The sequence below is a fragment of the Bradyrhizobium sp. STM 3566 genome (assembly GCF_045571445.1).
In the GTDB taxonomy this organism is placed as follows: domain Bacteria; phylum Pseudomonadota; class Alphaproteobacteria; order Rhizobiales; family Xanthobacteraceae; genus Bradyrhizobium; species Bradyrhizobium vignae.
In genome coordinates this window covers 2,145,333-2,167,665 of record NZ_CP120692.1, presented here as the reverse complement: position 1 = coordinate 2,167,665, position 22,333 = coordinate 2,145,333, and the positions used below count along the sequence as shown (strand labels likewise).

General features: G+C 65.1%; 21 protein-coding genes and 1 pseudogene. 8 read left to right on the top strand and 14 right to left on the bottom strand.

Annotated features, from left to right (window positions below):
- Positions 1 to 34: 34 nt before the first annotated feature.
- The 6 genes from P6U27_RS10295 to P6U27_RS10270 are packed head-to-tail and all read right to left on the bottom strand — an operon-like array spanning position 35 to position 6,149.
- Positions 35 to 973, bottom strand: a complete 939-nt coding sequence (locus P6U27_RS10295) for an ABC transporter substrate-binding protein (protein ID WP_407193981.1) — start codon at positions 971 to 973, stop codon at positions 35 to 37.
- A complete protein-coding gene (locus tag P6U27_RS10290) occupies positions 970 to 2,070 on the bottom strand; it encodes an LLM class flavin-dependent oxidoreductase (protein WP_407193980.1) in 1,101 nt (366 codons plus the stop codon). Before P6U27_RS10290 ends, P6U27_RS10295 begins: the two co-directional genes overlap by 4 nt.
- A 21-nt stretch (positions 2,071 to 2,091) precedes the next feature.
- The gene (locus tag P6U27_RS10285) at positions 2,092 to 3,264 is read right to left on the bottom strand and encodes an acyl-CoA dehydrogenase family protein (RefSeq protein ID WP_407193979.1); all 1,173 of its coding nucleotides are present in this window, start codon (positions 3,262 to 3,264) and stop codon (positions 2,092 to 2,094) included.
- Positions 3,258 to 4,055, bottom strand: coding sequence for an ABC transporter ATP-binding protein (locus P6U27_RS10280; protein WP_129143970.1), 798 nt, complete (start codon positions 4,053 to 4,055; stop codon positions 3,258 to 3,260). The genes P6U27_RS10285 and P6U27_RS10280 overlap by 7 nt, the downstream gene beginning before the upstream one ends.
- On the bottom strand, positions 4,049 to 5,071 hold the full coding sequence (locus P6U27_RS10275; RefSeq protein WP_122402067.1) for an ABC transporter permease: 1,023 nt from the start codon (positions 5,069 to 5,071) through the stop codon (positions 4,049 to 4,051). The genes P6U27_RS10280 and P6U27_RS10275 overlap by 7 nt, the downstream gene beginning before the upstream one ends.
- Positions 5,049 to 6,149 (bottom strand): ABC transporter substrate-binding protein, encoded by a 1,101-nt coding sequence (locus P6U27_RS10270; RefSeq protein WP_122402066.1) that lies wholly within the window; start codon positions 6,147 to 6,149, stop codon positions 5,049 to 5,051. Before P6U27_RS10270 ends, P6U27_RS10275 begins: the two co-directional genes overlap by 23 nt.
- Before the next feature lie 478 nt (positions 6,150 to 6,627).
- On the opposite strand from P6U27_RS10270, the gene P6U27_RS10265 reads away from it, so the two are divergent.
- Positions 6,628 to 7,608 carry an ABC transporter substrate-binding protein gene (locus P6U27_RS10265; RefSeq protein ID WP_407193978.1) on the top strand — a complete coding sequence of 327 codons (981 nt, stop codon included), beginning with the start codon at positions 6,628 to 6,630 and terminating at the stop codon, positions 7,606 to 7,608.
- A gap of 225 nt (positions 7,609 to 7,833) precedes the next feature.
- Here the strand turns inward: P6U27_RS10265 and P6U27_RS10260 are convergent, their stop codons facing one another.
- Positions 7,834 to 8,256, bottom strand: a complete 423-nt coding sequence (locus P6U27_RS10260) for a hypothetical protein (protein WP_122406517.1) — start codon at positions 8,254 to 8,256, stop codon at positions 7,834 to 7,836.
- A gap of 333 nt (positions 8,257 to 8,589) precedes the next feature.
- Between P6U27_RS10260 and glgC the strand changes: the two genes are divergently transcribed.
- Genes glgC through P6U27_RS10245 form a run of 3 tightly spaced genes read left to right on the top strand, consistent with a single transcriptional unit; the run spans position 8,590 to position 11,600 of the window.
- Positions 8,590 to 9,852, top strand: coding sequence for a glucose-1-phosphate adenylyltransferase (glgC, locus tag P6U27_RS10255; protein ID WP_122402065.1), 1,263 nt, complete (start codon positions 8,590 to 8,592; stop codon positions 9,850 to 9,852).
- A complete protein-coding gene (gene glgA, locus P6U27_RS10250) occupies positions 9,849 to 11,309 on the top strand; it encodes a glycogen synthase GlgA (protein ID WP_407193977.1) in 1,461 nt (486 codons plus the stop codon). The genes glgC and glgA overlap by 4 nt, the downstream gene beginning before the upstream one ends.
- Before the next feature lie 30 nt (positions 11,310 to 11,339).
- Entirely contained in the window at positions 11,340 to 11,600 is a 261-nt protein-coding gene (locus P6U27_RS10245; RefSeq protein ID WP_129143974.1) for a SemiSWEET transporter, read from the top strand.
- Positions 11,601 to 11,637: 37 nt separating this feature from the next.
- Here P6U27_RS10245 and P6U27_RS10240 read toward each other — a convergent pair whose 3' ends face one another.
- A complete protein-coding gene (locus P6U27_RS10240; RefSeq protein ID WP_407193976.1) occupies positions 11,638 to 12,435 on the bottom strand; it encodes a DODA-type extradiol aromatic ring-opening family dioxygenase in 798 nt (265 codons plus the stop codon).
- Between the two features lie 155 nt (positions 12,436 to 12,590).
- On the opposite strand from P6U27_RS10240, the gene P6U27_RS10235 reads away from it, so the two are divergent.
- The gene (locus tag P6U27_RS10235) at positions 12,591 to 12,770 is read left to right on the top strand and encodes a hypothetical protein (RefSeq protein WP_024339659.1); all 180 of its coding nucleotides are present in this window, start codon (positions 12,591 to 12,593) and stop codon (positions 12,768 to 12,770) included.
- 7 nt (positions 12,771 to 12,777) lie between these two features.
- On the opposite strand, the gene P6U27_RS10230 is transcribed toward P6U27_RS10235, so the two are convergent.
- Both P6U27_RS10230 and P6U27_RS10225 read right to left on the bottom strand, forming a co-directional pair.
- Complete coding sequence (locus tag P6U27_RS10230) at positions 12,778 to 14,247, bottom strand: carboxylesterase/lipase family protein (protein ID WP_407193975.1); 1,470 nt, start codon at positions 14,245 to 14,247, stop codon at positions 12,778 to 12,780.
- Between the two features lie 72 nt (positions 14,248 to 14,319).
- The gene (locus P6U27_RS10225) at positions 14,320 to 14,568 is read right to left on the bottom strand and encodes a hypothetical protein (RefSeq protein ID WP_122402061.1); all 249 of its coding nucleotides are present in this window, start codon (positions 14,566 to 14,568) and stop codon (positions 14,320 to 14,322) included.
- 189 nt (positions 14,569 to 14,757) lie between these two features.
- Here P6U27_RS10225 and P6U27_RS10220 point away from each other — a divergent pair, with 189 nt between their 5' ends.
- The 3 genes from P6U27_RS10220 to P6U27_RS10210 all read left to right on the top strand — a co-directional run bounded on the left by P6U27_RS10220 (position 14,758) and on the right by P6U27_RS10210 (position 18,232).
- Entirely contained in the window at positions 14,758 to 17,442 is a 2,685-nt protein-coding gene (locus P6U27_RS10220) for a flavin-containing monooxygenase (RefSeq protein WP_407193974.1), read from the top strand.
- A gap of 133 nt (positions 17,443 to 17,575) precedes the next feature.
- Positions 17,576 to 17,845, top strand: a complete 270-nt coding sequence (locus P6U27_RS10215) for a hypothetical protein (protein WP_407119909.1) — start codon at positions 17,576 to 17,578, stop codon at positions 17,843 to 17,845.
- 84 nt (positions 17,846 to 17,929) lie between these two features.
- On the top strand, positions 17,930 to 18,232 hold the full coding sequence (locus tag P6U27_RS10210; protein ID WP_122402059.1) for a hypothetical protein: 303 nt from the start codon (positions 17,930 to 17,932) through the stop codon (positions 18,230 to 18,232).
- A 170-nt stretch (positions 18,233 to 18,402) separates the two neighbouring features.
- Here the strand turns inward: P6U27_RS10210 and P6U27_RS10205 are convergent, their stop codons facing one another.
- From P6U27_RS10205 to P6U27_RS10190, 4 genes and pseudogenes are all read right to left on the bottom strand, one after another.
- A complete protein-coding gene (locus P6U27_RS10205) occupies positions 18,403 to 18,558 on the bottom strand; it encodes a hypothetical protein (protein ID WP_164934324.1) in 156 nt (51 codons plus the stop codon).
- 102 nt (positions 18,559 to 18,660) lie between these two features.
- A complete protein-coding gene (locus P6U27_RS10200; protein WP_407193973.1) occupies positions 18,661 to 19,179 on the bottom strand; it encodes a septal ring lytic transglycosylase RlpA family protein in 519 nt (172 codons plus the stop codon).
- A gap of 287 nt (positions 19,180 to 19,466) precedes the next feature.
- Entirely contained in the window at positions 19,467 to 21,062 is a 1,596-nt protein-coding gene (locus P6U27_RS10195; protein ID WP_245163107.1) for an NAD-dependent malic enzyme, read from the bottom strand.
- Positions 21,063 to 21,275: 213 nt separating this feature from the next.
- Positions 21,276 to 22,276, bottom strand: a pseudogene (locus tag P6U27_RS10190) (tripartite tricarboxylate transporter substrate-binding protein).
- Between the last annotated feature and the right edge of the window lie 57 nt (positions 22,277 to 22,333).

Here is a 22,333-nt window from a genome sequence, read left to right as displayed (position 1 = left end):
ACGCTGCAGCGCGTCCGGGACACGAGAGAGTGTACTACAACCTCGCCTTCGCAATCGCGTCCGCAAACGAGCGGTCGACGATCTCGGTTGCATCCAGCTTCTGCTTGATCAGGCCCCAGCGGAAATAGAGCTCGATCGTGCTCTGCTCGTCGGCGACCACGCCATCATCGATCGGCGCGATGCGAATCTTTGCGCGCGACAGCCAGTTCTGCGGCACGGCGGTCGGGATGTTCATCAGCCTGCCCCAGGTCGCGGCGTAGCTGTCGATATTGTTCAGCGACCACGCCCGCGCCGCGGTGAGGCGCCGGACGAAATCGGTCAGCTCGGCGCGCTTGTCGCGGATGGCCTCTTGCCGCGCCACCTGGAAGCTGAGACCCGGTGTCAGGCCTTCGGAGGAGATGATGCGGCGCGATTTGAACAGTACCTCCTCCTGGCTGACATAGGGCTCCCAGGTCGACCACGCATCGACTGAGCCTTGCATGTAGGCGATCTTGGCGTCGGACGGCGCCAGAAAGGCGATCTGCACGTCGCTCGCACTCCAGCCGTTCTTCTCGAGCGCGGCGAGGATCAATTGATGGCCGATCGACCCGCGGCCGGTGGCGATCTTCTTGCCACGGAGGTCGGCAAAGGTCTTGATCGGCGAGTTCTCCGGCACGAGGATGGCGAGACCCTCGCGCGTCTGGCGGATCGCGGCGATCGCCTTCACCGGGGCGCCCGACGCGGCGGCGAAGGTGAAGGGCGCATCACCCACGAGCCCGGTCTCGATCGCGCCCGCGCTCAGCGCCTCCAGCAGTGGGGCTGCCGCTGGAAACTCCTTCCACTCGATCTTGTAGGGGACGTCCTTGAGCACGCCGGCCGCTTCCATCACGGCCTGCGAATTGCCCTTCTGATCGCCGACGCGCAGAGTGGTTTGCGCTGCCGCCAGTTCGAACCAACCGAGCAGCAGCGCGCCGGCCAGCACGAGGCGGATCATTCCGCCGCCTCGCCGCGAACGGCCTGTCGCTTGGCGATCAGCTCGCGCGTCAGCGGGATCAGCTCGCGGCCGTATTCGATCGCATCGATCAGCGGATCGAAGCCACGGATCAGGAAATGGCTGATGCCGAGGTCGTAGTAATCGCCGAAGACCTCCGCCACCTGCGCGGGCGTTCCGACCAGCGCGGTGGTGTTGCTGTTGGCACCGGTGAGCTTTGCGATCTCGGTCCAGAGCCGCTTGTCGATCCGGCTGCCCTGGTCGGCGAGCGCGAGCAGACGCCGCGCGCCTGATGTGGCGTGGCCGTCGGCCGGCTTGCGATAACCGGTCTTGTCCTGCAGCGCGGTGGCGCGCGCCAGAATTTCCTCCGCCTTTTCCCAAGCCTGCTTTTCGGTCGGGGCGATGATCGGCCGCACCGACAGGCTGAAGCGCGGCGTCGGCCGCTCGTGCCTCACCGCCGCGTTATGGACGCGCGAAGTGACATCGCGCACCTGCGCATAGGACTCGCCCCACAGTGCAAAGGTGTCGGCGTGCTTGCCGGCGACGTCGATCGCCGCGTCGGAGGCGCCGCCGAAATAGACGCGAATGCCTTCGGGACGATACGGCTTCACCTGCGAGAAGGCGTTCTCGACCTGGTAATACTTGCCCTTGTAGGTGAACGGCTTGTCGCTGGTCCATTCCAGCTTGAGCACATCGAGAAACTCGGAGGTACGGACATAGCGTTCGTCCTTGTCGTCGATCGTATTGCCGTCCTGCCGGAGCTCGGTGGCATTGCCGCCGGTGATGACATGGAGCGCAACGCGGCCGCGGGACAACTGGTCAAGCACCGCGAACTGCCGTGCCAGCAATGTCGGCGCGGTGAAGCCGGGCCGCTGGGCGATCAGCACGTTGAGGCGGTCGGTATGGTTGAGCACGTGCTGCGCGACCTGGAGCGCATCCGGCGATGTCGAATGGAACGCCAGCAGCGCACGATCGAAGCCGGCATTCTCATGCGCCTTCGCCACCGTCTCGATGTGGGTGGGATTGAGGACCGGACCTTCGCGGACGATGGTCTCGGACGAATTGTTGTTGCTGATGAAGCCGATGAACTCGATCGACATGTCGTCTCCCTGTTGCTTTTCCTAAAGGCCCAGTGCGGTGCGGCCGAGGCCGATGCGGGTGGAATCGTCCTGCGGCGTGTGCACGCGCCCGCACAGCACGTCGCGATAGTGCCGCTCCAGCGAATTGCTACGGGACAGGCCGTGATTGCCGGTCAGTGACAGTGCGTCCTCGACCACGGCGACGGCATTGTTGGTCACGGTCAACTTGATCGCGTTGGATTCGCCGGACGACAGTTGGACCCCATCATCGAAGTCGCGGGCGAACGTCTCGATCAGCCGCGCATTGACCGCGAGCCGCGCCTCGATGGCGCCGAGGATCTCCTGCGCGCGGGCCAAGGTCGCGAGCGGCGCGCCGAGGCTGGCGGGCACGCGCTGTTTCAGGAAGGAGATCAGCCAGTCGCGCGCCGCGCGGGCAACGCCGTCATAGATCGCGGCGACGAAAACGGTGTGGACGGTCGCCTGTGTGGCGTCGGGCGCACGCCAGTCCGCCGGCTTGCGCAGGTCGACTTCGGCATCCAGCGGGATCACGACGTCTTCGAAGATGACATCATGGCTGCCGCTGGCGCGCAGGCCATGATGGTCCCAGGTCTCGACGATGCGGGTGCCCGGCAGGCCTGCCGGCACCAGGAACTGGCCGACGCGCGGCTCGGCCTCGTCGGTCCGCGCCCAGACCAGGTACCATTTCAGGATCGGCGAGCCCGTCGAATAGATCTTGTGGCCGGAGAGGCGCCAGCCGGTTTCGGTGCGGCGCGCGATCGTCGCCGGCAGGCCGCCGCGCGCCGGCGAGCCGAGCTCGGGCTCGACGCGCAGCGCGTTGACGAGCGCAAGACCTTCGACGCTCTCGCGCGCGAGCTTGCGCGACAGCCGCGCCGGCCAGGTCTGGCTGCGCGCCATGACGAGATGATTGATGTAGTGCATCGACAGCACCAGCGCGGTCGACGGATCCGCCTTGCCGAAGATGCCGATGACGCGCGCGGCGTAGCGCGCGCCCGCTCCGCCGCCGCCATGGGCCGACGGCACCGTCAGCGACAACAGGCCCGCCTCGAACAGTTCACGGAAATTCTCGAACGGAAAGCTGCCGGTGCGGTCGTGCTCGGCCGCACGCGCCGCAAAGCCGGCCGCAAGCGTCTCGGCACGGGCGATGTAGTCGGATTCGCTGTGAGCCGTACGACCCTTGGCTATGGAGGTTACCATGTGGCGTCGAGCCCCAACAGGCCAAGGATCTGACGACGCAGGTCAGCCAGATACGGATCTCCACGATGGCGCGGATACGGACGATCGACGCGGATGTCGGCCTTCACGTGCGCCGGCCGCTCGCTGAAGACGATCACCCGGTTGGCGAGCACCAGCGCCTCCTCGGCATCATGCGTCACCAGCAGCGTGGTAAACGCCTTGCGCTGCCAGAGCGAGACCAGCTCGGCCTGCATGGTGATGCGGGTCAGCGAGTCGAGTTTACCCAACGGCTCGTCGAGGATCAGGATCTTGGGATCGTTGACCAGCGCCCGCGCCAGCGCGACGCGCTGCGCCATGCCGCCGGAGAGCTGGTGCGGATAGGCATTGCGGAACGACGAGAGCCCGACGAGATCGAGCGCGTCGTCCACACGCTGCCGCTGGCTCTTGAGGATGCCCTGGGCCTCGAGGCCCAGGGCGACGTTGTCCCAGACCGACCGCCAGGGAAAAAGGGTCGGATCCTGGAACACGACCACGCGCGAAGGATGCGGATGTTTGATGCGCTCCTCGTCCTCCCGCAGCCTTCCTGCCTTGGGCTTGTCGAGGCCGGCAACGAGCCGCAGCAAGGTCGACTTGCCGCAGCCGGACGGACCGAGCAGCGCGACGAACTCGCCGGGCTCGACCGAGATGCTGACGTCGCTCAGCACCGGCAGCTCGATGCCGTCGATATCGAAGGCGTGGCTGACCTGCTCGATGTCGAGCGCAGCGCCGGCGGCCGGATGCGTCACGGCTTCGGCAAGAGCGGTGGCTACCATTTGACGGTCCCCTTCTGCCAGACCAAGAGGCGATCGCGGATCGAAAACAGCAGCGTGATTGCGCCGGAGCAGAGCAAGGACATCACGATCAGCGCCGCATACATGTTGGCGTAGGCAGCCCAGCCCTGCGCCCATTGCAGGTACCAACCGAGCCCCGCCTTGACGCCGATCATTTCGGCGACGACGAGCACGGCGAATGACGAGCCTAGTCCCATGAACAGGCCGACGAAGACGTGCGGCAGCGCCGCGGGGATCGCGACCTTCAGCACCAGGAAGGATGGCTTGGCGCCCAGCGTGCGCGCGACGTCGTAATAGGCGTTGCTGACGCTCGCGACGCCCGACCAGGTCAGCACGGTCACCGGAAAGCCCGTCGCCAGCGCGATCAGGAAGGTCGACGCGCTCCAGCTCGACGGGAACGTGAAGAAGGCAATCGGCAGCCAGGCGGTCGCCGGCAGCGGACCGATGAAGCGCAGCACCGGATGCACCCAATAGCCGACCGCGCGCGACCAGCCGATCGACACGCCAGTCAAGAAGCCGACCGTGGCGCCGATCAGATAACCGCCGAGCTGGAGCTTGACCGACGCGAACACGCTGTCGAGCAGCTTCGGCAGATCGTCGGTGTAGACCTCGATGATCGCCTGCGGCGGCGGAAAGAACGGCAGCGGCAGCCACGCGAGCTTTGCGGTCGCGACTTCCCACAGCGTCAGGAAAGCACCGAGGGCGACGAGCCATGGCGCCCGCTTGCGCAAAGCCTTTCCGGCCGAGCCGAGATAATCAGCGCCGACGGTTCCGAACAGCGCCACGGCCGCGATGACGAAGGCGGCGATGCCGAGCGAGTGCGTGCGCGACCAGTCGCCGACATCTTCCCACCACAGGCAGGACAGGCCGAACGCGCTCCAGGTGATGCTGGCGAGAACGCCGACGCCGGACTCCCGGATCCAGGTCGCGAGCAGCGGCGCGCGCGAGGTGCGCGGCGCGCCGGAGGCAAGACCGTCAGACAGCGAATACGTCGACATAGATGCGCTCCGCGAATTTGGCGGTGTCTGTGCTCGGCTTGAACACCTGCACGCTCTTGAGATCGTCGGCATAGGCCTTGAGCTCGCGCTTGAGCACGTCGCCGACGGGATGATGATGATGGGTGTGGTAGCGCACCATGCCCTCGATGTCGGCGAGCGTCGCCGCCTTTGGCGCATAAGGCTGGAACGATTTTGCCGCGAGTGCCGCATTCTGCGAGCTGAACATCGCGGCATCGAGCAACGCCTGCGTGATGGCACGCGCGACCTGCGGCTCCTCGCGCACCAGGCTGCCGCGCAGGCCAAGGATGCAGCAGCTCTTCTCGCGGTATTCGCCATCGAGATTGGACGCGACTTCCTTGTACTGGGTGTCCTTGAGCCAGAGATAGGCGAGCGGGTCGGAGGACAGAAACGCCTGCACCTCGCCCTTCTCCACGGCGACGTTGAGCAGATTGCCGGGATAGGCGCGCCAGTCGACGTCCTTGACCGGATCGATGCCGAGCTTGGCGAGCTGGATCGAGAAGAAGTTCTTGTCAGGACCGGCGAGATCGCCGACTGCGACGATCTTGCCCTTGAGATCGGCAAGCTTGCTGACCCCGGAGTCGGCGCGCGACAGCACGCGCATGCAGCCGCCATGGGTGCCGGCAGCGATCTTGACGTCAAAACCCTGCTCCAGCGGCTTCAGCCAGCGCAGCGCCATGCCGAGGCCGGCGTCGCTCTTGCCCGTCGCGATCGCCTCGAGCAACTGGTCGGTCGAGCCGGAATAATTGACGAGCTCAACGTCGAGATTGTGCTTCTGGAAGAAGCCGTGCTCGATGGCAACGGGCACCGGCGCGAGGCACACTGCTCCCGCGTTCCACGATAGTTTCAGCTTGCGCGGCGCGCCGGCGAGAGCGGGCACATCAGAAGCCGTGCGGCATAGCGGAAACTCCGAGAAATCGACGCCGGGCGCGATGGCGCGCGGTGCAAAAGCCTGTGCACCGAGCGCACCGAGTGGCGCCGCGAAGGCGGCGGCAAGCCCTGCCCGAAGCAGATGGCGCCGGTCGAGCGTCGATCCGCTGCGCTTGTTGTCGTTGTTCATCGGCCCCTGGCTCCTGCGCTGGCACGGCTCCGCCGCTTGCGCAACGGTTCGCGTTGCGCATGTTCCGTGCGGAGCTGCGTTGAGAGAAAGTTTTCCCGCCGGCGCTTTTTGCGCCGCGTTGATGCGATGCGCAAATCATGCGGCGCGGCCGCCACATCGTCAATGAAATGGAATTTCGAATGTGACGCGAAGCGAAGTCATTCTCTCCATCGGCGCGTGCGGGAACGATGAAAGGATTTTCGCTGCCGCATCGTCATGCAAAGCGCACCGCGATTCCCTCGCTTGCTTCATCCGTACGCATCTTTCCGCTGCGCAACTCGCGCGTTCTCGAAAGCCTCGCTTCGTTGAAACGTCCTTGCCGATCGCGCATGCAATACGGTTGGCCATTTCATTGACTGCGTATCTCGCGCTCATAGACTTGATCGTCTCGCTGCATCGTCCGCTCACGCCTCGTGAGCGACGCAACAAGACGGATCCAATGAGCATCAACGCCCACGACCATTCCATCACCCGCCGGCTCGCGGCCTCGCTGCTGGCCGCCGCCATCACATTGTCGACCGCTGCCGCATCGCTCGCGGCCGACACCGTCGTCCTGCGCGTCGGCGACCAGAAAGGCGGCAACCGCTCACTGCTGGAGATCTCCGGCTATGCGAAGGACCTGCCCTACAGGATCGAGTGGTCGGAATTTCCCGCGGCGGCGCCGATCCTCGAAGCGCTCAATGCCGGCGCGCTCGACGTCGGCTACACCGGCGACCTCTCCTTCCTCTCGGTCTATGCGACGGGCGCGCCGATCAAGGCGATCGGCGGCACGCGATCGGACGCGAGGACGCAGGCCATCCTGGTGCGTCAGGATTCACAGATCAAATCGGCTGCAGACCTCAAGGGCAAACGGCTCGCCGGCACGCGCGGCGGCTGGGGCCAGTTCCTGATCGACGCCACGCTGGAGAAGACAGGGATCAAGCTGGAGGACGCGACCTTCGCGCCGCTCGGCCCGGTCGATGCCAAGATCGCCCTGCTAGCGGGCTTGGTCGACGCTTGGGCTGTGTGGGAGCCCTACGTCTCGTTCGCGACGCTGAAGGACAAGGCCCGCGTGATCGCCCACGGCGAAGGCCTGACACCGACCATCACCTTCATCGTCGCCTCCGACAGTGCCATCGCCGCCAAGCGCGTGGCGGTGCAGGACCTGGTGCACCGGCTGAACAAGGCGCGACTGTGGTCGCTGGATCACCTCGGTGAATACGCGAAGAACACGGCCGAGCTGACCAAGCTGCCGGAAGACGTGTTGCTGTCGGCCTACACGGCACAGCGCACCAGCCCGATCGTGATCGACGAGAACGTGGTGAAGGAAATCCAGGCCGCCTCGGATCGCTCGACACGCTACGGCATCCTGCCGAAGAAGCTCGACGTGAGCCAAGCCGTCGACCGCAGCTTCACGGCTGCAGCCGCGGGATCGAATTAGGCGGAGGCGGCGGGATGCGCGCGCTTCGCCTCAAGCCCGGCCCACTGCATCTCGCCGCGATCGTGCTCATGCATGTTGCATGCATGAGCCTGATCGTATGGCTTTCGTTCTAAAGCGCGATGAAATGAGGCGTGATCGCGACACCAACGAAGGCGGGCTCCCTCTCCCGCTTGCGGGAGAGGTGAAGGATCCGCGGCCATCCATTCCGCTTTAGCCGCGCAGTGCTCACCAATATCTGTAGTAGCGACGGTGGTAGACGCGGTACGGCCGGTAATAGCCATAGCTGTAATACGGACGATAGGGTCGATAATATCGCGGATAATAGGTCGGCCCGTAGCCATAACCGTAGTAGGCCGGGGCATAGCCATAACCGTAGCCCGGATATCCATAGCCGTAATATGGACCGCCATAGTAGCCGTAAGGGCTGCCGGCCGCGATGGCGCTGCCAATGATCGCGCCGGCCGCGAGACCACCAAGACCCCAGCCCCATCCGCCGCCACGCCAATGCACCTGCGCGACGTCGTCGCCGGCTGCAGCCTTCATCGTCGCGACGTTGGTCGGCATCGGGGCCGCCGTGGCCTGGGCGGTTTGGCCCACCACGACTACGCCGGCCAGCGAACAGGCAATTGCCGTCTTCCAGATCCTCATCGTCTTGCTCCCTGTCTGACCTTTCGCTTGGAAAAGGATCGCAGCGCCATGATCGGTCATCCTTGCGCCAAGTCAAAGCGTGGAATTTGCGTGCACCGCACAAGACGCACACTTCCGTTCGATTTACCCGTGTCCGGCGAGGATCGACGACTTCGCCGCCTGTGACACCCGGATGACGGCGCCTGAGGCCCGATCACCCGGTAAAGCATTAAGCTTCCCGTGCATTCGCAACCAACAACCACCTTCACGATTTACTATTCGTGCCATTACTATCGGTTCCATGTGCGCGGCCGGGAGGCTTTTCGCGAGCGCCAGAGCTGTGGGGAGGATGACATGAGTGCCGCGAGACCCGAGCCGCTTGCCCGCCAAGCTCTGGCGTTCGTCCTGGCCGGAGGACGCGGCAGCCGGCTGCTGGAGCTGACCGACCGGCGTGCCAAGCCGGCGGTCTATTTCGGCGGCAAATCCCGCATCATCGATTTCGCGCTGTCGAATGCGGTGAACTCGGGCATCCGCCGTATCGCGGTCGCAACCCAATACAAGGCGCACAGCCTGATCCGGCATCTTCAGATGGGCTGGAACTTCTTCCGCCCCGAACGCAATGAGAGTTTTGACATCCTGCCCGCCAGCCAGCGCGTCTCCGAGACCATGTGGTATGTCGGCACGGCGGACGCGGTGTACCAGAACATCGACATCATCGAATCCCACGCCTGTCGCTTCATCGTGGTGCTGGCCGGCGACCACATCTATAAAATGGACTACGAGGTGATGCTGCGCCAGCACGTCGAGAGTGGCGCCGACGTCACCGTCGGCTGCCTTGAGATGCCGCGGACGGAATCCTCAGGCTTCGGCATCATGCATATCGACGAGAACGGCTGGATCCAGTCGTTCCTGGAGAAGCCGAAAGATCCGCCGCCGATGCCCGGCAAGCCGGACGTCTCGCTCGCCAGCATGGGCATCTACGTCTTCGACGCGAAATTCCTGTTCGACCAGCTCAAGCGCGACGCCGAGGACCCGAACTCCAATCACGATTTCGGCAAGGACATCATCCCCTACATCGTCAAGAACGGCCGCGCGATGGCGCACCAGTACTCGACCTCCTGCGTCCGCTCGGGGAGCGATCTCCGCGCCTATTGGCGCGACGTCGGCACCGTCGACGCCTACTGGGCCGCCAATGTCGACCTCACCGACGTCGTGCCGGAGCTCGACCTGTTCGACCGCGCCTGGCCGATCTGGTCCTATGCCGAAATCACGCCGCCGGCGAAATTCGTTCATGACGAGGAGAGCCGGCGCGGTCAGGCGGTGAGCTCGCTGGTCTCCGGCGGCTGCATCATCTCCGGCGCCTCGCTACGACGCTCGTTGCTGTTCACCGGCGTGCGCGTCAACTCCTATGCCAATGTCGAGAATGCCGTGATCATGCCTTACGTGAATGTCGGTCGCGGTGCTCGCTTGAGGAACGTCGTGATCGACCGCGGCGTCGAGATCCCGGAGGGACTCGTCGTCGGCGAGGATCCCGAGTTCGACGGAAAGCGCTTCCGCACCACCGAGCAGGGCATCTCGCTGATCACCCAGCCGATGATCGACAGGCTCAATACATGATGCCTGTTCGCGTCCTCGCGGTCGCCTCTGAAGTCTATCCCCTCGTCAAGACCGGTGGCCTTGCGGATGTCGCCGGTGCGCTGCCGGCTGCGCTGAAGACGCATGGCACCGAGATGCGCACCTTGATGCCCGGCTATCCCGACGTGATGCGCCTTGTGTCAGGCGCAGATGAACTCCGGCGCTGGCCGGATTATTTCGGCGGCCCCGGGCGGCTGCTGGCGGGCTCCCATGACGGGCTCGATCTGTTCGTGCTCGACGTGCCGCATCTCTACGCGCGGCCGGGCAACCCCTATGTCACTGCCGAGGGCATCGACTGGCCGGACAACGGCGTGCGCTTTGCCGCGCTGTCGCGCGTGGCCGCGGATATCGGCCACGGCCTCGTGCCGGCCTTCGTGCCCGACATCGTGCACGCCCACGACTGGCAGGCGGGGCTCGCGCCGGCCTATCTGCACTACGACAATCGTCCGCGGCCCGGCACCGTGATGACCATTCACAACATGGCCTATCAGGGCAAGTTCGCTCCCGAGTTGATCGGATCAATCGGCCTGCCTTGGGACTCGTTCAACGTTCAGGCGCTGGAATATTTCGGCGGCATCAGCTTTTTGAAGGCCGGCCTGCGATTCGCCGATCGTATCACCACGGTGTCGCCGACCTACGCGAAGGAGATCCAGAGCGACGAGGGCGGCATGGGGCTCGGCGGTCTGCTTCGTGAACGTTCGGGCGTGCTGAGCGGCATTCTCAATGGCATCGACATATCGGTATGGAATCCGCAGGAGGATCCGCACATCGCCTACCGCTTCGGCGCCGAGGACCTGACGTTCCGGGCGGCGAACAAAGCGGTGCTGCAGCAGCAGTTCAACCTCGATTCCTCGGACGAGGCGCCATTGCTGGGCGTCATCAGCCGGCTGTCGTGGCAGAAGGGGCTCGATCTCCTGCTCGAGGCCATTCCGACCATCCTGCGCGAAGGCATGCAGCTCGCACTGCTCGGCAGCGGCGATCGCGATCTGCAGGACGGCTACCAGGCTGTGGCCCGCGCCAATCCCGGCCGGATCGGCGTCGTGATCGGCTATGACGAGATTCTGGCGCATCTGATCCAGGCGGGCTCGGACGCGCTGATCGTGCCTTCGCGCTTCGAGCCGTGCGGCCTGACCCAGCTCTGCGCACTGCGCTATGGCGCCGTGCCGATCGTCTCGCGCGTCGGCGGCCTCGAAGACACCATCGTCGACATCGGCGAGGCCGACACATCCGACCGCGATGCCACGGGATTCAAGTTCGGCCCCGTGACGGCGGATGCCCTCGCCGGCACGCTGCGCAAGGCCAACACCGTCTTCCATGACAAGCTGACCTGGCGCCGGCTGCAACGCAGCGGCCTTGCGACCGACGTCTCCTGGCGCAACCGCGCCGGCGACTATGCCGCGCTCTATCGCGGGCTGATGGAAGCGCGCCTGAAGGCATGACCATCATCGAATCCATGCTATAGAACCGGCATGGAACCCCTCGTGATCAAGCTCATCGGCTTTGCCGCCGCCACCTGCACCACCGCGGCCTACGCGCCGCAGGCCATCAAGGTGTGGAAGACCCGCTCGACCGGCGACATCTCGCTCGGCATGTTCCTGGTCATGGTGCTGGGCCTGGCGCTCTGGCTGCTCTACGGCCTGCTCTCCGGCGATGCGCCGCTGGTCGCCGCCAACGCCATCACCATGCTGCTCGCCGGCGGCATCCTGGTGATGAAGCTAAGATATGGATGAGGACTGATACCCTCGCCCCTTGTGGGAGAAGGAAGAGTCACCCGCCAAACACATACGATGCCATCGCCACATTGGCGACCTCGTCGACGAAGACGCGGCGTCCGACGTCGCTGCCCGCGGCACCTGCCGCCACCATCAGCGGCAGCAGATGGTCCTCCCGCGGATGCGCCAGACGTGCGCTGGGAGCGTTCTCCCAGTCGACCAGCATCGCGTTGCGGCGCGCGGCATCCGGGTTGCTGATCGCCTCGTTCAGATAGGCCTCGAAATCATACGAGACCGGCCTGGACTCCGGCCGGTTGAAGCCGCGCATGTTGTGATAGGTCAGCCCGCTGCCGATGATCAGAATGCCTTGGTCACGCAAGGGCGCGATCGCCTTCCCCACCTCGACGTGCTCGGCCGCGTCATAGCTCGACTTCAGCGACAGCAGCACGATCGGCATGTCGGCGTTCGGATACATCAGGCCGAGCGGCACGAACGTGCCGTGATCGAACCCCTGATTGGGATCTTCGCGGCAATCGAAGCCCGCGTGCTTGAGCAGCGCCTTCACTTGCGCGGCGAGCTCGGGCTTGCCCGGCGCAGGATATTTGAGGTGGTAGGTATGCTCGGGGAAACCGTAATAGTCGTAGACCATCGGCGGATGCGGCGATGTGGACACGGTGAAGGCATCGGCCTCCCAATGTCCGGTGATGACGAGCACGGCCTTCGGCTTCTCCGGGAGAAGCTGCGGCAGACGGCCGAACGCCTCGGCGGTCCTGGCATATTGCACCCGCCGGTCCTCCATGAAGGGCCAGGGGCCACCGCCATGCGACAGGAAGAGGGTCGGAAATCGCGTCATGGGGCTCGTCTCGTTGACAACAGGCGCGTGCGAGCTGTCCGCACGATCTGCGGTGAGCATAGGCAAAGCAGCATGGTTAGCAAGTCGTTAACGATTTGCCGCCCAGAATCCCGACATGGCCGAAGCAGTCGGCCTGAAGACAAGTGAGACGTGAGATGAGGAAGTTTGCGCTGGGGGACGTCGTCAACAGTGACAAGGGCCGCCGCGGTGTCGTGCGGGCCGCCTTCAAGTCCAGGGACGGCCAGCAGTTCTATGCCGTCGAGAAGGACGGTGCGATCGATTATCTGGAGGAAGACCGGCTGAGCCCGGCGCCCCGCGTCGAGCTGGCGGCTTAGATCCAGCTCATTTCCTGCCATCACCTGCGAGCCGATCGAGACGCTCCGCGAACGGATCGTCTCCGCTCGCGATGCCATCGTTCGTGATCAGCAGCAGGCGATCGCCGCTCGCGCCGTCCCAGCGCGGCAGGTCGGGACCATTGGGATCGCCGCTCCTGGCGAAATTGATCCAGTAGGCGCGGATGCGGCTTGCGACCGCGCGATCGCGTCGCGACAAGATGCCTGCACCGGGCACGCCTTCCGCACCGAAGATGAACTGCAACTCCCGTCCGTGGCCGACTTCCGGATTCGCGCGCCGCGCCTCCGGCACATAGGCGAAACGGTAGCGAAAGGTCGGCGCGCCGCTTGCCGCGTGCAGCCGGGTCAGCAGTCGCACCGGCTCCGAGAAGACCTTGTCGGTGTAGAACCTCGCCGCGAGATCCGAGGGCCTGACGAGATCGGGATAGAGCCGGCGCAGTTCACTGCTGGCAATGCCGGACGATGCAAGCTCCTCCTTGATACCGGACTCATTGTCAAAACCCGCCTCGTCTTCATTCGAGCCGATGATCAGAGCAATGCGGCTTTGATGTCCGGCCGCAAAGCCTGCGGCAAGGTCCTCGGTCACCAGACGTCCATCCATCATCGGTGCGAAGCTGCGCGGCGCTTTCCCGAGCAGATGCTTTTCGGCGGCAAGCAGGCGCCGCGGCTCGGTTGCGCGCAAATCTGTCTTCGGCCCGAGCGCGGCCACGAACTGCCGGCCCACGGCCTCCGCCTCTTGCACCGAGCGCAGGCGCGCGCGGCCGGGCAGCGATTGCAGGATGGCCTTCTGGAAGAGATCGCGCGCTTGCGCAGACAGCATCAGCAGCGCGATCGACGTCGCGCCTGCATCGCTGCCAAACAAGGTGACGTTATCAGGATCGCCGCCGAAGGCCGCGATATTGTCGCGCACCCAATGCAGCGCGGCGATCTGGTCCATCAGGCCGTAATTTCCGGAGCCGTCATCCGACAGCGCGGGGTGCGTGAGCCAGCCGAGTGCGCCGAGCCGATAATTCACGGTGACCACGATGAGGCCCGCCTGCGCCAGCCTGGCGCCGTCGAACAGCGGATCGTTCGCGGTGCCCGTGACGAAGCCGCCGCCATGGACGAACACCATCACCGGCAAAGGGCCGTCGACCCCGAAAGGACGGAACACGTTCAGCGTCAGGCAATCCTCGCTCGCCTCAGGCAGCGACGGTTGTAGGCACGGCGCGCCGTAGTCGTAGGCGGTGCGCATCTCCGAACTTTCGGTCGTCGGCTGCGGCGCTTGCCAGCGCAGCGCGCCGACCGGCGGCGCCGCGTAAGCCAGTCCCTTGAACGACGCCACCTCGCCTTCCACGGCCCCGAGCATCTGCCCCTCACGCGTCAACGCGAATGGAAATTGTCCGACCGGCTGAGCCGCGGCCGATCGTGCGCAACACAGGACTGCGGAAGCCGCAACAAGTGCAAGCAAGGACCGCATCTTCGCAAGATCTCGATGAGGGGCCCGGCAGGTTATGTCCAGAGCCGTCAGCGAAGCAAGCCTCGCCCGCGCCTATCTGCCCTTGCCCTTTAGCTCCGCCAGCGCGCGGCGCGCGATGATGCCGAGCTCGCCGAGCGTGGAATGGCCGGACTGCGCCGCCTCGATCAGGCGCTCGGCGATGAACCTGCGGCTGTCGTGATCGCCGCCATGCGGCAGTTGCCGGCACGTCTCCTCGAGGACGACGTCCATGTTCGCTTTGGTGCGCTCACTCAACTCAATCATGACGCCCAGCCGGTACGCGTGGCTTGTAAGCGCAAGCATACACGCAAGGATGCGGTCTGATTACCCCGTGCTATCACGGCCATTGTGCATCGCGGTGCGTGTGGTGCCGCAACATTCGCGCGTCACGATGCCGCCGCAAACGACCACCCTAGGATTGCACTTGCCGTAATGACAAGCTGAACCTGCGGCGATAGCCTGCCGGCAAACAAAACACACGGGAGGAATGCCATGTCTGACACGATGGTTGCCACACGTGCCTCCGACGAGCGCGGAACCGCTCAGCAGGTCGATGTCGCCGTGGTCGGCGCCGGATTTGCCGGCCTCTATCTTCTCCATCGCCTGCGCAAGGCAGGGTTCTCGGCGGTCGGCCTCGAAGAGGCCGGTGATGTCGGCGGCACCTGGTACTGGAACCGCTATCCGGGCGCGCGCTGCGACATCCAGACGATCGACTACAGCTACACCTTCGATCCGGAGCTCGAGGCTGCGTGGACATGGTCTGAGAAATACGCGACCCAACCCGAGATCCTGCGCTACCTCGGCTTCGTCGCCGACCGCTATGACCTCAGGCGCGACATTCGCTTCAAGACCAGGGTCACCGAAGCCAGATGGGACGAAGCGTCCGAGCGCTGGCTCATCACCACCGATAATGGCGCACCGGTCTCCTGCCGTCACTACATCATGGCCACCGGTTGCCTCTCCGCGCCCAAGCCGCCGGAGATCGACGGCGTCAAGGACTTCAAGGGCGAGGTCTATTTCACCGGACGCTGGCCGCATGACGGCGTCAATCTCGCGGGAAAGCGCGTCGCCGTGATTGGGACGGGCTCGTCCGCGATCCAGTCGATCCCGCTGATCGCCGAGCAGGCCGCACATCTGACCGTGTTCCAGCGCACGCCGAATTTCGCGCTGCCCGCGCATAACGGCCCGCCGCCGTCGGACCGTATGAGCCTCCTGCAAAGCGACCGCGCCACCTATCGCGCACAGGCGCGGCAGTCGATGGCCGGGGTGCCCTATCCGCAACAGACCGTCGTGAGCTGGCAATTGAGCGATGCCGAGCGTCGCGAGCGGTTCGAACGCGCCTGGGCCGCCGGCGATCTCGTCCACATCCTGACGCAGCTCTGGGCCGACCAGGCCGTGGACGTCGACGGCAACAAGATCGTCCAGGACCTGATCCGCGAGAAGATCCGCGCCGCCGTCAAGGATCCCGAGACCGCCGCGGCACTCACGCCGCATGATCATCCCTTCGGCGCCAAGCGTCCCTGCCTCGACACCAATTACTACGCCACCTACAACCGGCCGAACGTCACGCTGGTCAATCTGCGCCAGGAGCCGATCAAGGCGATCACCGCGAGCGGCATCTCCACCAACGGCCGCAGCTTCGACCTCGACGTCATCGTGTTCGCGACCGGCTTCGATGCCATGACCGGCGCGATCCGCGCCGTGCATCCGATCACCGGGCGCGGCGGCAAGTCGCTCTCCGACGTCTGGGCGCAGGGGCCGCAGACCTATCTCGGCCTCACGGTTGCCGGCTTCCCGAACTTCTTCATGATCACGGGCCCCGGCAGCCCGTCGGTGCTGTCGAACATGGCGGTGTCGATCGAGCAGCATGTCGACTGGGTGGTCGATCGGCTTGCCGCGTTACGCGACGCCGGCTTCACCACGATCGAGCCGACCGAGACGGCGCAGGCCGGCTGGGGCCGGCACATGGCCGACTGCTCGATGCTGACGCTGCACCGACTCGCCAACACCTGGTACACGGGCGCCAACGTGCCCGGCAAGGTGCAGGGGCTGATGCCCTATACCGGCGGCGTCGGCCCCTATCGCAGCATCTGCGACGAGGTCGTCAGTCGCGGCATGCTCGGCTTCAGGCTCACCGGCCCTGATGGCGCCGCGCAATGCAACGATGGGGAGGTGGTGCGCCTGCAGCCCGACGTGCGGCTGGTGCTGAACCTGCTCGCAACCCTCAACCTGCCGCCGATCGAGTCGATGGGCGCAGAAGGCGCGCGCGCCTTCGTGAACGAGTTCAACAAGGGCCGTCCCGCCGGACGACCCATCGGCGAGATCATCGACGGCACCCTGCCCGGTGCCGACGGTCCGCTGCCGTATCGTGTCTACAAGCCCGCAACGGCAGGACCGCATCCGGTCGTGGTCTATTTCCACGGCGGCGGCTGGGTGCTCGGCGACGAGCAGTCGGACGAGCCGTTCTGCCGCGACATGGTACGCAGGACCGGCATGATGTTCGTCAGCGTCGGCTATCGCCACGCGCCGGAGCATCGTTTCCCGACGGCTGCCGAAGACGGGTATGCGGCAACCCGCTGGATCGCCGAGCACGCTGCCGAGCTCGGCGGCAGACCGGGCCCGGTGCTGGTGGCAGGCTGGAGCGCCGGCGGCAACATCGCTGCCGTCACCTGCCAGCTGGCGCGCGATCGCGGCGGCCCCGACATCGCCGGCCAGCTTCTGGTCTGCCCCGTCACCGACTGCAGCTTCGATCGCCCGTCCTACAACGACAACGCGACCGGCTACTTCCTGACGCGCTCGCTGATGTACTGGTTCTGGGACCTCTACTGCTCGCCGATGGACCGCACCGACCCGCGGGTCTCGCCATTGCGCGGCAAGGTCGAAAACTTGCCACCGGCCTTCGTCGTCACCTGCGAGTTCGATCCGTTGCGGGACGAGGGCGTCGCCTATGCCGAGGCGATGGCCGCAGCCGGCGTCCCGGTCGAGCAGCTGAGGGCGCGCGGCCATTTCCACTCGTCCTTCACCATGGTCGACGTGGTGATCACGGGCGTGTCGGGCCGGGTGCAGATGGCCGGGGCCTTGCGCCGCTTCGCCGGGCTGCCGCCGGAGATCAGCCGCGGCGAGAGCAACCAGGAGCACGACAGCCCGGGACGCAGGATCGCGGCCGCCGCAAGCTGAGGAGCGCCGGGCGGCCGGGAACCTTTTCCTGGCTGTCGCGTTGGGTGGTCGTGGCTTTGAGATGCAGCGATAGGTGTGTAGGCCCCAGCACGTGGATGTGTGTGCTGGGGCCGTCCTTTGCGTGAGGCAGGCGATGGGGGACGTCCGGGATTCAAAGGTCGATTTCGGCGCGCTCGCGGTGCTGCATAAATGGCCATCGCTTGCAAACCAGCGGAGGCCGGACCGGGAGCCTTACCGGGTCCTCGAAGGCACGCTCGACGATTGCATTTCGGCGTTCATGCAGAAACCGGTGACGACCAGGCATCTCTACGAGATACGCACGGGGGCGCAGCCGCCGCTGGTCACGGAGATACTCTCACCCGAACACGTGATCGAGCTGTCGCGCTTGAGAGAATTTCTCTGACGGCCTTCACAAGCACGCGAGCAGGAACCTTCTTCCGGTTTTTCCCGTTGTCAGAGATCGGAAGCAAAGACGTGAGCACCTCACATGCTTGAAGCTGGCGTATCTTCCGTCGTGCCCTACGGCGCAGACCAGACCCTCTTCGTGGTGATCGACCGCCGCGACGAGGCGACCGAAATCCCTATCGAGCGCAGCGATCTTGAAGCCACCATCGGTGAACTCGTTGCCGGCTGCTTCAACGATCCCGTCAAGGTGATCTCGTTCAACACGCTCGAGCATTGGATGAAGGACATCTCGACCGATGTCGTCGGCGAGATAAAGGCGCGCTGCGACATGTACGGCATAGAGCTACCCGATTACCTCAGCGACTTCGTCGAGAGCCACAGCTGAGCGGGCATTGTCTCAATTGCGCAGACAGGGAAGCAAACCCGGATGGGCTTGCCGCATGGTTCGTCAGAGCTAAAGCATGATCCGGAAAAGTGCGAAGCGGTTTTCCGGAAAGATCATGCGTAAACAACAAGCTAAAGCGCGATGACGATTGATCCAAATCTCATCGCGCTTTAGGCGCGGCGATGCTTGCCGGCGATGACCTCGATCTCGCGACGGCGTTCGCCGGCAAAGGTCAGGAGCTTCTCGATCGTCAGCGTATCCGTGATCCGTTTGGCGAGCCGCTCGGCGCGCGCAGCCTGATCTTCGAGATACTGGATCGTGTTCAAGCGCCGCCTCCCCCCAAAGCCCGGAATTGTGGGCAGCCATGATGCTTGAAAAGCCGCTAACAGCCGGTTAAGCGCACCCCATCGGTCTCGACGAGGCGCGCTTTATTGCACGACCTCGAGCCTGACATTGGTGATGCCCTTGTCGACCATGCCGAGCGCCTCCGCCGCGGAAGGCGAGATGTCGACCACGCGCCCGCGAATGAAGGGCCCGCGATCGTTGACCCTGACGGTGACGACGCGGCCGGAGGAGGTATCGGTGACGCGCAGCTTGGTGCCGAACGGCAGCGTGGGATGCGCCGCGGTCAACTCGTTCTTGTCGAACTTCTCGCCGCTCGCGGTCTCCGTATCCGAATAGAAGCTGGCGACGCCGTGCGAAGCCGTCTGCTTCGCGTCGCCGCCGACAGCGCGCGCCCGGCTGGTCGGACGCGGATGCAGCGCCGCCAGCCTATGCGGGCGCTCCACCACGGCCTGCCGGCCGGGAGCAGCCAGATCGGCCTTCTGGCGACCGACCGGCGACTGCGCGCAAGCGGCGAGCGAGGCGGCGCCGGCGACGGCAAGCAGCAGCCGGCATGGGGTTGCGAGGGAAATCCGGGCAGTTTCGGCACGTGCAATGCGAGACATGGTACGCCCCTCCGAACAGCCCGGATTTTCGCTGGGCAATGAGGGCAGAACCTTGTCGGAACAAAAGCGGCCCTGGGGCCGCGTCCGTTTCGCGCCAGCTGTGACGATTCCACCACAGTGACCTGTTCTGAATCGGGACAGACGGCCCCTAAGGCGCAATGAAATGAGGCTCGATCGCGCAACGACGGAGGTGCGGCCCCTCTCCCACTTCCCAGGCGGGAGAGGTGAACGAGCCAGCGCCTGACCGGATTTTGGTTCTGGCGTCGATCAACCGTCGGCTCGGTGGCTCAGTAATGCGGCTCGTACATCTGGGATTGGACCAGGGCCTTCACGTCGTTGGGTGCAGGTCCGTCGGCGAGCCCACGTTGGTAGGCAACGTCCGCAACGGCCGCCGCGATGCGGACCGAGACCTCGCGGATGCGCGGCAGTGCCGGATAGAGACTGCCTTGCGCGAGATCCTCCTTGCCGACGCAGTCGGCGAGCGTGTGGGCCGCCGCCATGAACATCTCGTCGGTCACCAGCTTCGATCCGCTGGCGATGACGCCGAGGCCGACGCCGGGGAAGATGTAGGAGTTGTTGCCCTGGCGCGGCACGAAGCTGCGGCCGTTGAGCGTCACTGGATCATACGGACTGCCGCAGGCGAACAGCGCGCGGCCCTCGGTATAGCGATAGGCGTCCTCCGCCGAGCATTCCGCCTTCGAGGTCGGGTTCGAGAGCGCGAACACGATCGGCTTCTCGTTGAGCTCGGCCATGGTCTTGAGCACTTCGGGCGTGAAGGCGCCGCCGACCGCGGCGACGCCGATGATCGCCGTGGGCTTCAGCGTCTTGATCGCGGTGAGGAAATCGGCGATCGGCGCCTGGCCGGTGTGGGCATAGCGGAGCTTGTGGCCAGAGAGGCCTTCGCGACCGCTGACGACGAGACCGCGGGAATCCACCAGCCAGTTGCGCCGGAGCGCATCCGCCTCGGAAGCGCCCTCCGCCATCATGGCGGAGACCACGAGATCGGCGATGCCGGTCGCCGCCTCGCCCGCGCCGAGGAACAGGATGCGCTGATCCCTGAGCTTGCCGCCGGAGACGCGCAGGGCCGAGAACAGGCCGGCGAGCGCCACGGCCGCCGTGCCCTGGATGTCGTCGTTGAAGACGCAGGCTTCATCCCGGTACTTGTGCAGCAGCTTGAACGCCGAATGGTTGGCGAAATCCTCGAACTGGATCAGCACGCCCGGGAACGTTTTTCGCGCGGCCTGCATGAACTCGTCGACGAAGCTGTCATAGGCCTCCCCCGTCAGCCGCCGCTCGCGCAGGCCGATATAATAGGGATCGTTCAAGAGCTCTTCGTTGTTGGTGCCGACATCGAGCACGATCGGCAGGCACAGTTCCGGATGCACGCCGGCGCAGGCCGAATAGAGCGACAGTTTTCCGACCGGAATGCCCATGCCGTTGGCGCCGAGATCGCCGAGACCAAGAATGCGCTCGCCGTCGGTGACGACGATCAGCTTGGCAGGGTAAGGCCAGTTCTTCAGAATCTCCGCGATCTGGCCGCAATCGCGCGAGGAGATGAACATGCCGCGCGGCCGCTGGAAGATCAGGCCGTATTTCTGGCAGGCGAGCCCGACGGTCGGCGTGTAGATGATCGGCTGGATCTCGTCGATATTGTCGACGACGACGCGGAAGAACAGCGCCTCGTTGCGGTCATGCAGCGCGTTCAGCGCGACGTATTTTTCGAGGTCCGTCGGTAGCGTGCGCAGATTGGTGAGCACGCGCTGCGCCTGTGTCTCCATCGTCAGCACGCATGGCGGCAAGAGACCTCGCAGGCCCAGTGCCTCGCGCTCCGCTTCAGTGAAAGCAGTGCCCTTGTTGAGCAAGGGATCGCGCAGCAGCGTCATGCCTTGCTGCGAATTGGACGACGTCGATTGGGCAACGACCCGGGCAGGTCTATTCACGAATTCCCCCAAGGAGCTTCACATTGAACCGCACACATTGTCGGCCAGCGCGCCATCCAGATCAAGGACGGAGAGACTCGGGCGCCGATTGTGATCTCGCACCGCAGCGAGATTTTCGCGAACGCCTGGCAGGCGCGCGAGAAAAGGTTAACGGCGCTATTCCGGCGTGATATCGGCCGCCTTCACGATCGGCCACCATTTTGCGGTCTCGGCCTTCTGGAAAGCGGCGAGTGCTGCGGGGCTCTGCTGCTCCGGTGGCGGAATCTCCTGCCCCAGCTCGGCAAAGCGCTGCTTGACGGACGCATCGGCCAGCACGGCGATGATGGCCGCGTTGAGCTTCGTGACAATGTCCTTCGGTGTGTTCTTTGGTGCCCAGATGCCGTGCCAGTAGGAAATGTAGAGACCGGGCAGACCCGCCTCGTCGACGGTCGGCACGTCGGGCGCAGACGCAAGCCTTGTCGGCGACGTCACCGCGAACGCCTTGATCGCACCGCTCTTGACGTGCGGCAGCGAGTTCGACGCCTGGTCGAACATGAGGTCGATCTGCCCGGCCACGAGATCGATCATGGCGGGCCCTGCGCCGCGATAGGGCACGAACTGGAAGTCGGTGCCGGTCTTGTCCTTGAAGAAGACACCGGCGACGTGCGCGCCTGTGCCGGCCCCGGCCGTGCCGGCGGTGGCCTTGCCGGGGTTGGCCTTCAGCCACGCGATCAGCTCTTTCAGACTGTTTGCCTCCAGCGACTTGCGACCGACGATGAGCTGCGTCCCCATCGCGATCATTGCCACCGGCTCGAAATCGGCGACCACGTGATAGGGCAGCTTGAGGATCGCACCGTTCAGCACATGGGTACCCCAATGGCCGATCGTGATCGTGGTACCGTCAGGTGTCGCGCGCGCGACGCGGGCGCCGGCGATGCTGCCGGAAGCACCCGCCACGTTCTCGACAACCACCGTCGTGTGCAGTTCGCCCGCGATGCGCTCGACAGGATCCGGGCCAGCGTATCGGTCGGGCCACCCGCCGCAAAGGGCACGACGAGGGTGACCGGGCGCGACGGAGACAATTGGGCGCCCGCCGACCCGGCGAACGCAGCAAATCCGACCAATGCGCAAACGACCATCACATGGCCGCGCAATCCGGCCCAGAGTCCTCGGTTCATCCCGCCCACCCTTCTTTCTTCGCCCGCATGTCGTTCGCGGGCTGGGGCCAGAGTGAA

Coding starts and splice junctions, on each gene's coding strand:
- P6U27_RS10295 (WP_407193981.1), bottom strand. CDS start 973: ATGATCCGCCTCGTGCTGGCCGGCGCGCTGCTGCTCGGTTGGTTCGAA.
- P6U27_RS10290 (WP_407193980.1), bottom strand. CDS start 2,070: ATGTCGATCGAGTTCATCGGCTTCATCAGCAACAACAATTCGTCCGAG.
- P6U27_RS10285 (WP_407193979.1), bottom strand. CDS start 3,264: ATGGTAACCTCCATAGCCAAGGGTCGTACGGCTCACAGCGAATCCGAC.
- P6U27_RS10280 (WP_129143970.1), bottom strand. CDS start 4,055: ATGGTAGCCACCGCTCTTGCCGAAGCCGTGACGCATCCGGCCGCCGGC.
- P6U27_RS10275 (WP_122402067.1), bottom strand. CDS start 5,071: ATGTCGACGTATTCGCTGTCTGACGGTCTTGCCTCCGGCGCGCCGCGC.
- P6U27_RS10270 (WP_122402066.1), bottom strand. CDS start 6,149: ATGAACAACGACAACAAGCGCAGCGGATCGACGCTCGACCGGCGCCAT.
- P6U27_RS10265 (WP_407193978.1), top strand. CDS start 6,628: ATGAGCATCAACGCCCACGACCATTCCATCACCCGCCGGCTCGCGGCC.
- P6U27_RS10260 (WP_122406517.1), bottom strand. CDS start 8,256: ATGAGGATCTGGAAGACGGCAATTGCCTGTTCGCTGGCCGGCGTAGTC.
- glgC (WP_122402065.1), top strand. CDS start 8,590: ATGAGTGCCGCGAGACCCGAGCCGCTTGCCCGCCAAGCTCTGGCGTTC.
- glgA (WP_407193977.1), top strand. CDS start 9,849: ATGATGCCTGTTCGCGTCCTCGCGGTCGCCTCTGAAGTCTATCCCCTC.
- P6U27_RS10245 (WP_129143974.1), top strand. CDS start 11,340: ATGGAACCCCTCGTGATCAAGCTCATCGGCTTTGCCGCCGCCACCTGC.
- P6U27_RS10240 (WP_407193976.1), bottom strand. CDS start 12,435: ATGACGCGATTTCCGACCCTCTTCCTGTCGCATGGCGGTGGCCCCTGG.
- P6U27_RS10235 (WP_024339659.1), top strand. CDS start 12,591: ATGAGGAAGTTTGCGCTGGGGGACGTCGTCAACAGTGACAAGGGCCGC.
- P6U27_RS10230 (WP_407193975.1), bottom strand. CDS start 14,247: ATGCGGTCCTTGCTTGCACTTGTTGCGGCTTCCGCAGTCCTGTGTTGC.
- P6U27_RS10225 (WP_122402061.1), bottom strand. CDS start 14,568: ATGCTTGCGCTTACAAGCCACGCGTACCGGCTGGGCGTCATGATTGAG.
- P6U27_RS10220 (WP_407193974.1), top strand. CDS start 14,758: ATGTCTGACACGATGGTTGCCACACGTGCCTCCGACGAGCGCGGAACC.
- P6U27_RS10215 (WP_407119909.1), top strand. CDS start 17,576: ATGGGGGACGTCCGGGATTCAAAGGTCGATTTCGGCGCGCTCGCGGTG.
- P6U27_RS10210 (WP_122402059.1), top strand. CDS start 17,930: ATGCTTGAAGCTGGCGTATCTTCCGTCGTGCCCTACGGCGCAGACCAG.
- P6U27_RS10200 (WP_407193973.1), bottom strand. CDS start 19,179: ATGTCTCGCATTGCACGTGCCGAAACTGCCCGGATTTCCCTCGCAACC.
- P6U27_RS10195 (WP_245163107.1), bottom strand. CDS start 21,062: ATGACGCTGCTGCGCGATCCCTTGCTCAACAAGGGCACTGCTTTCACT.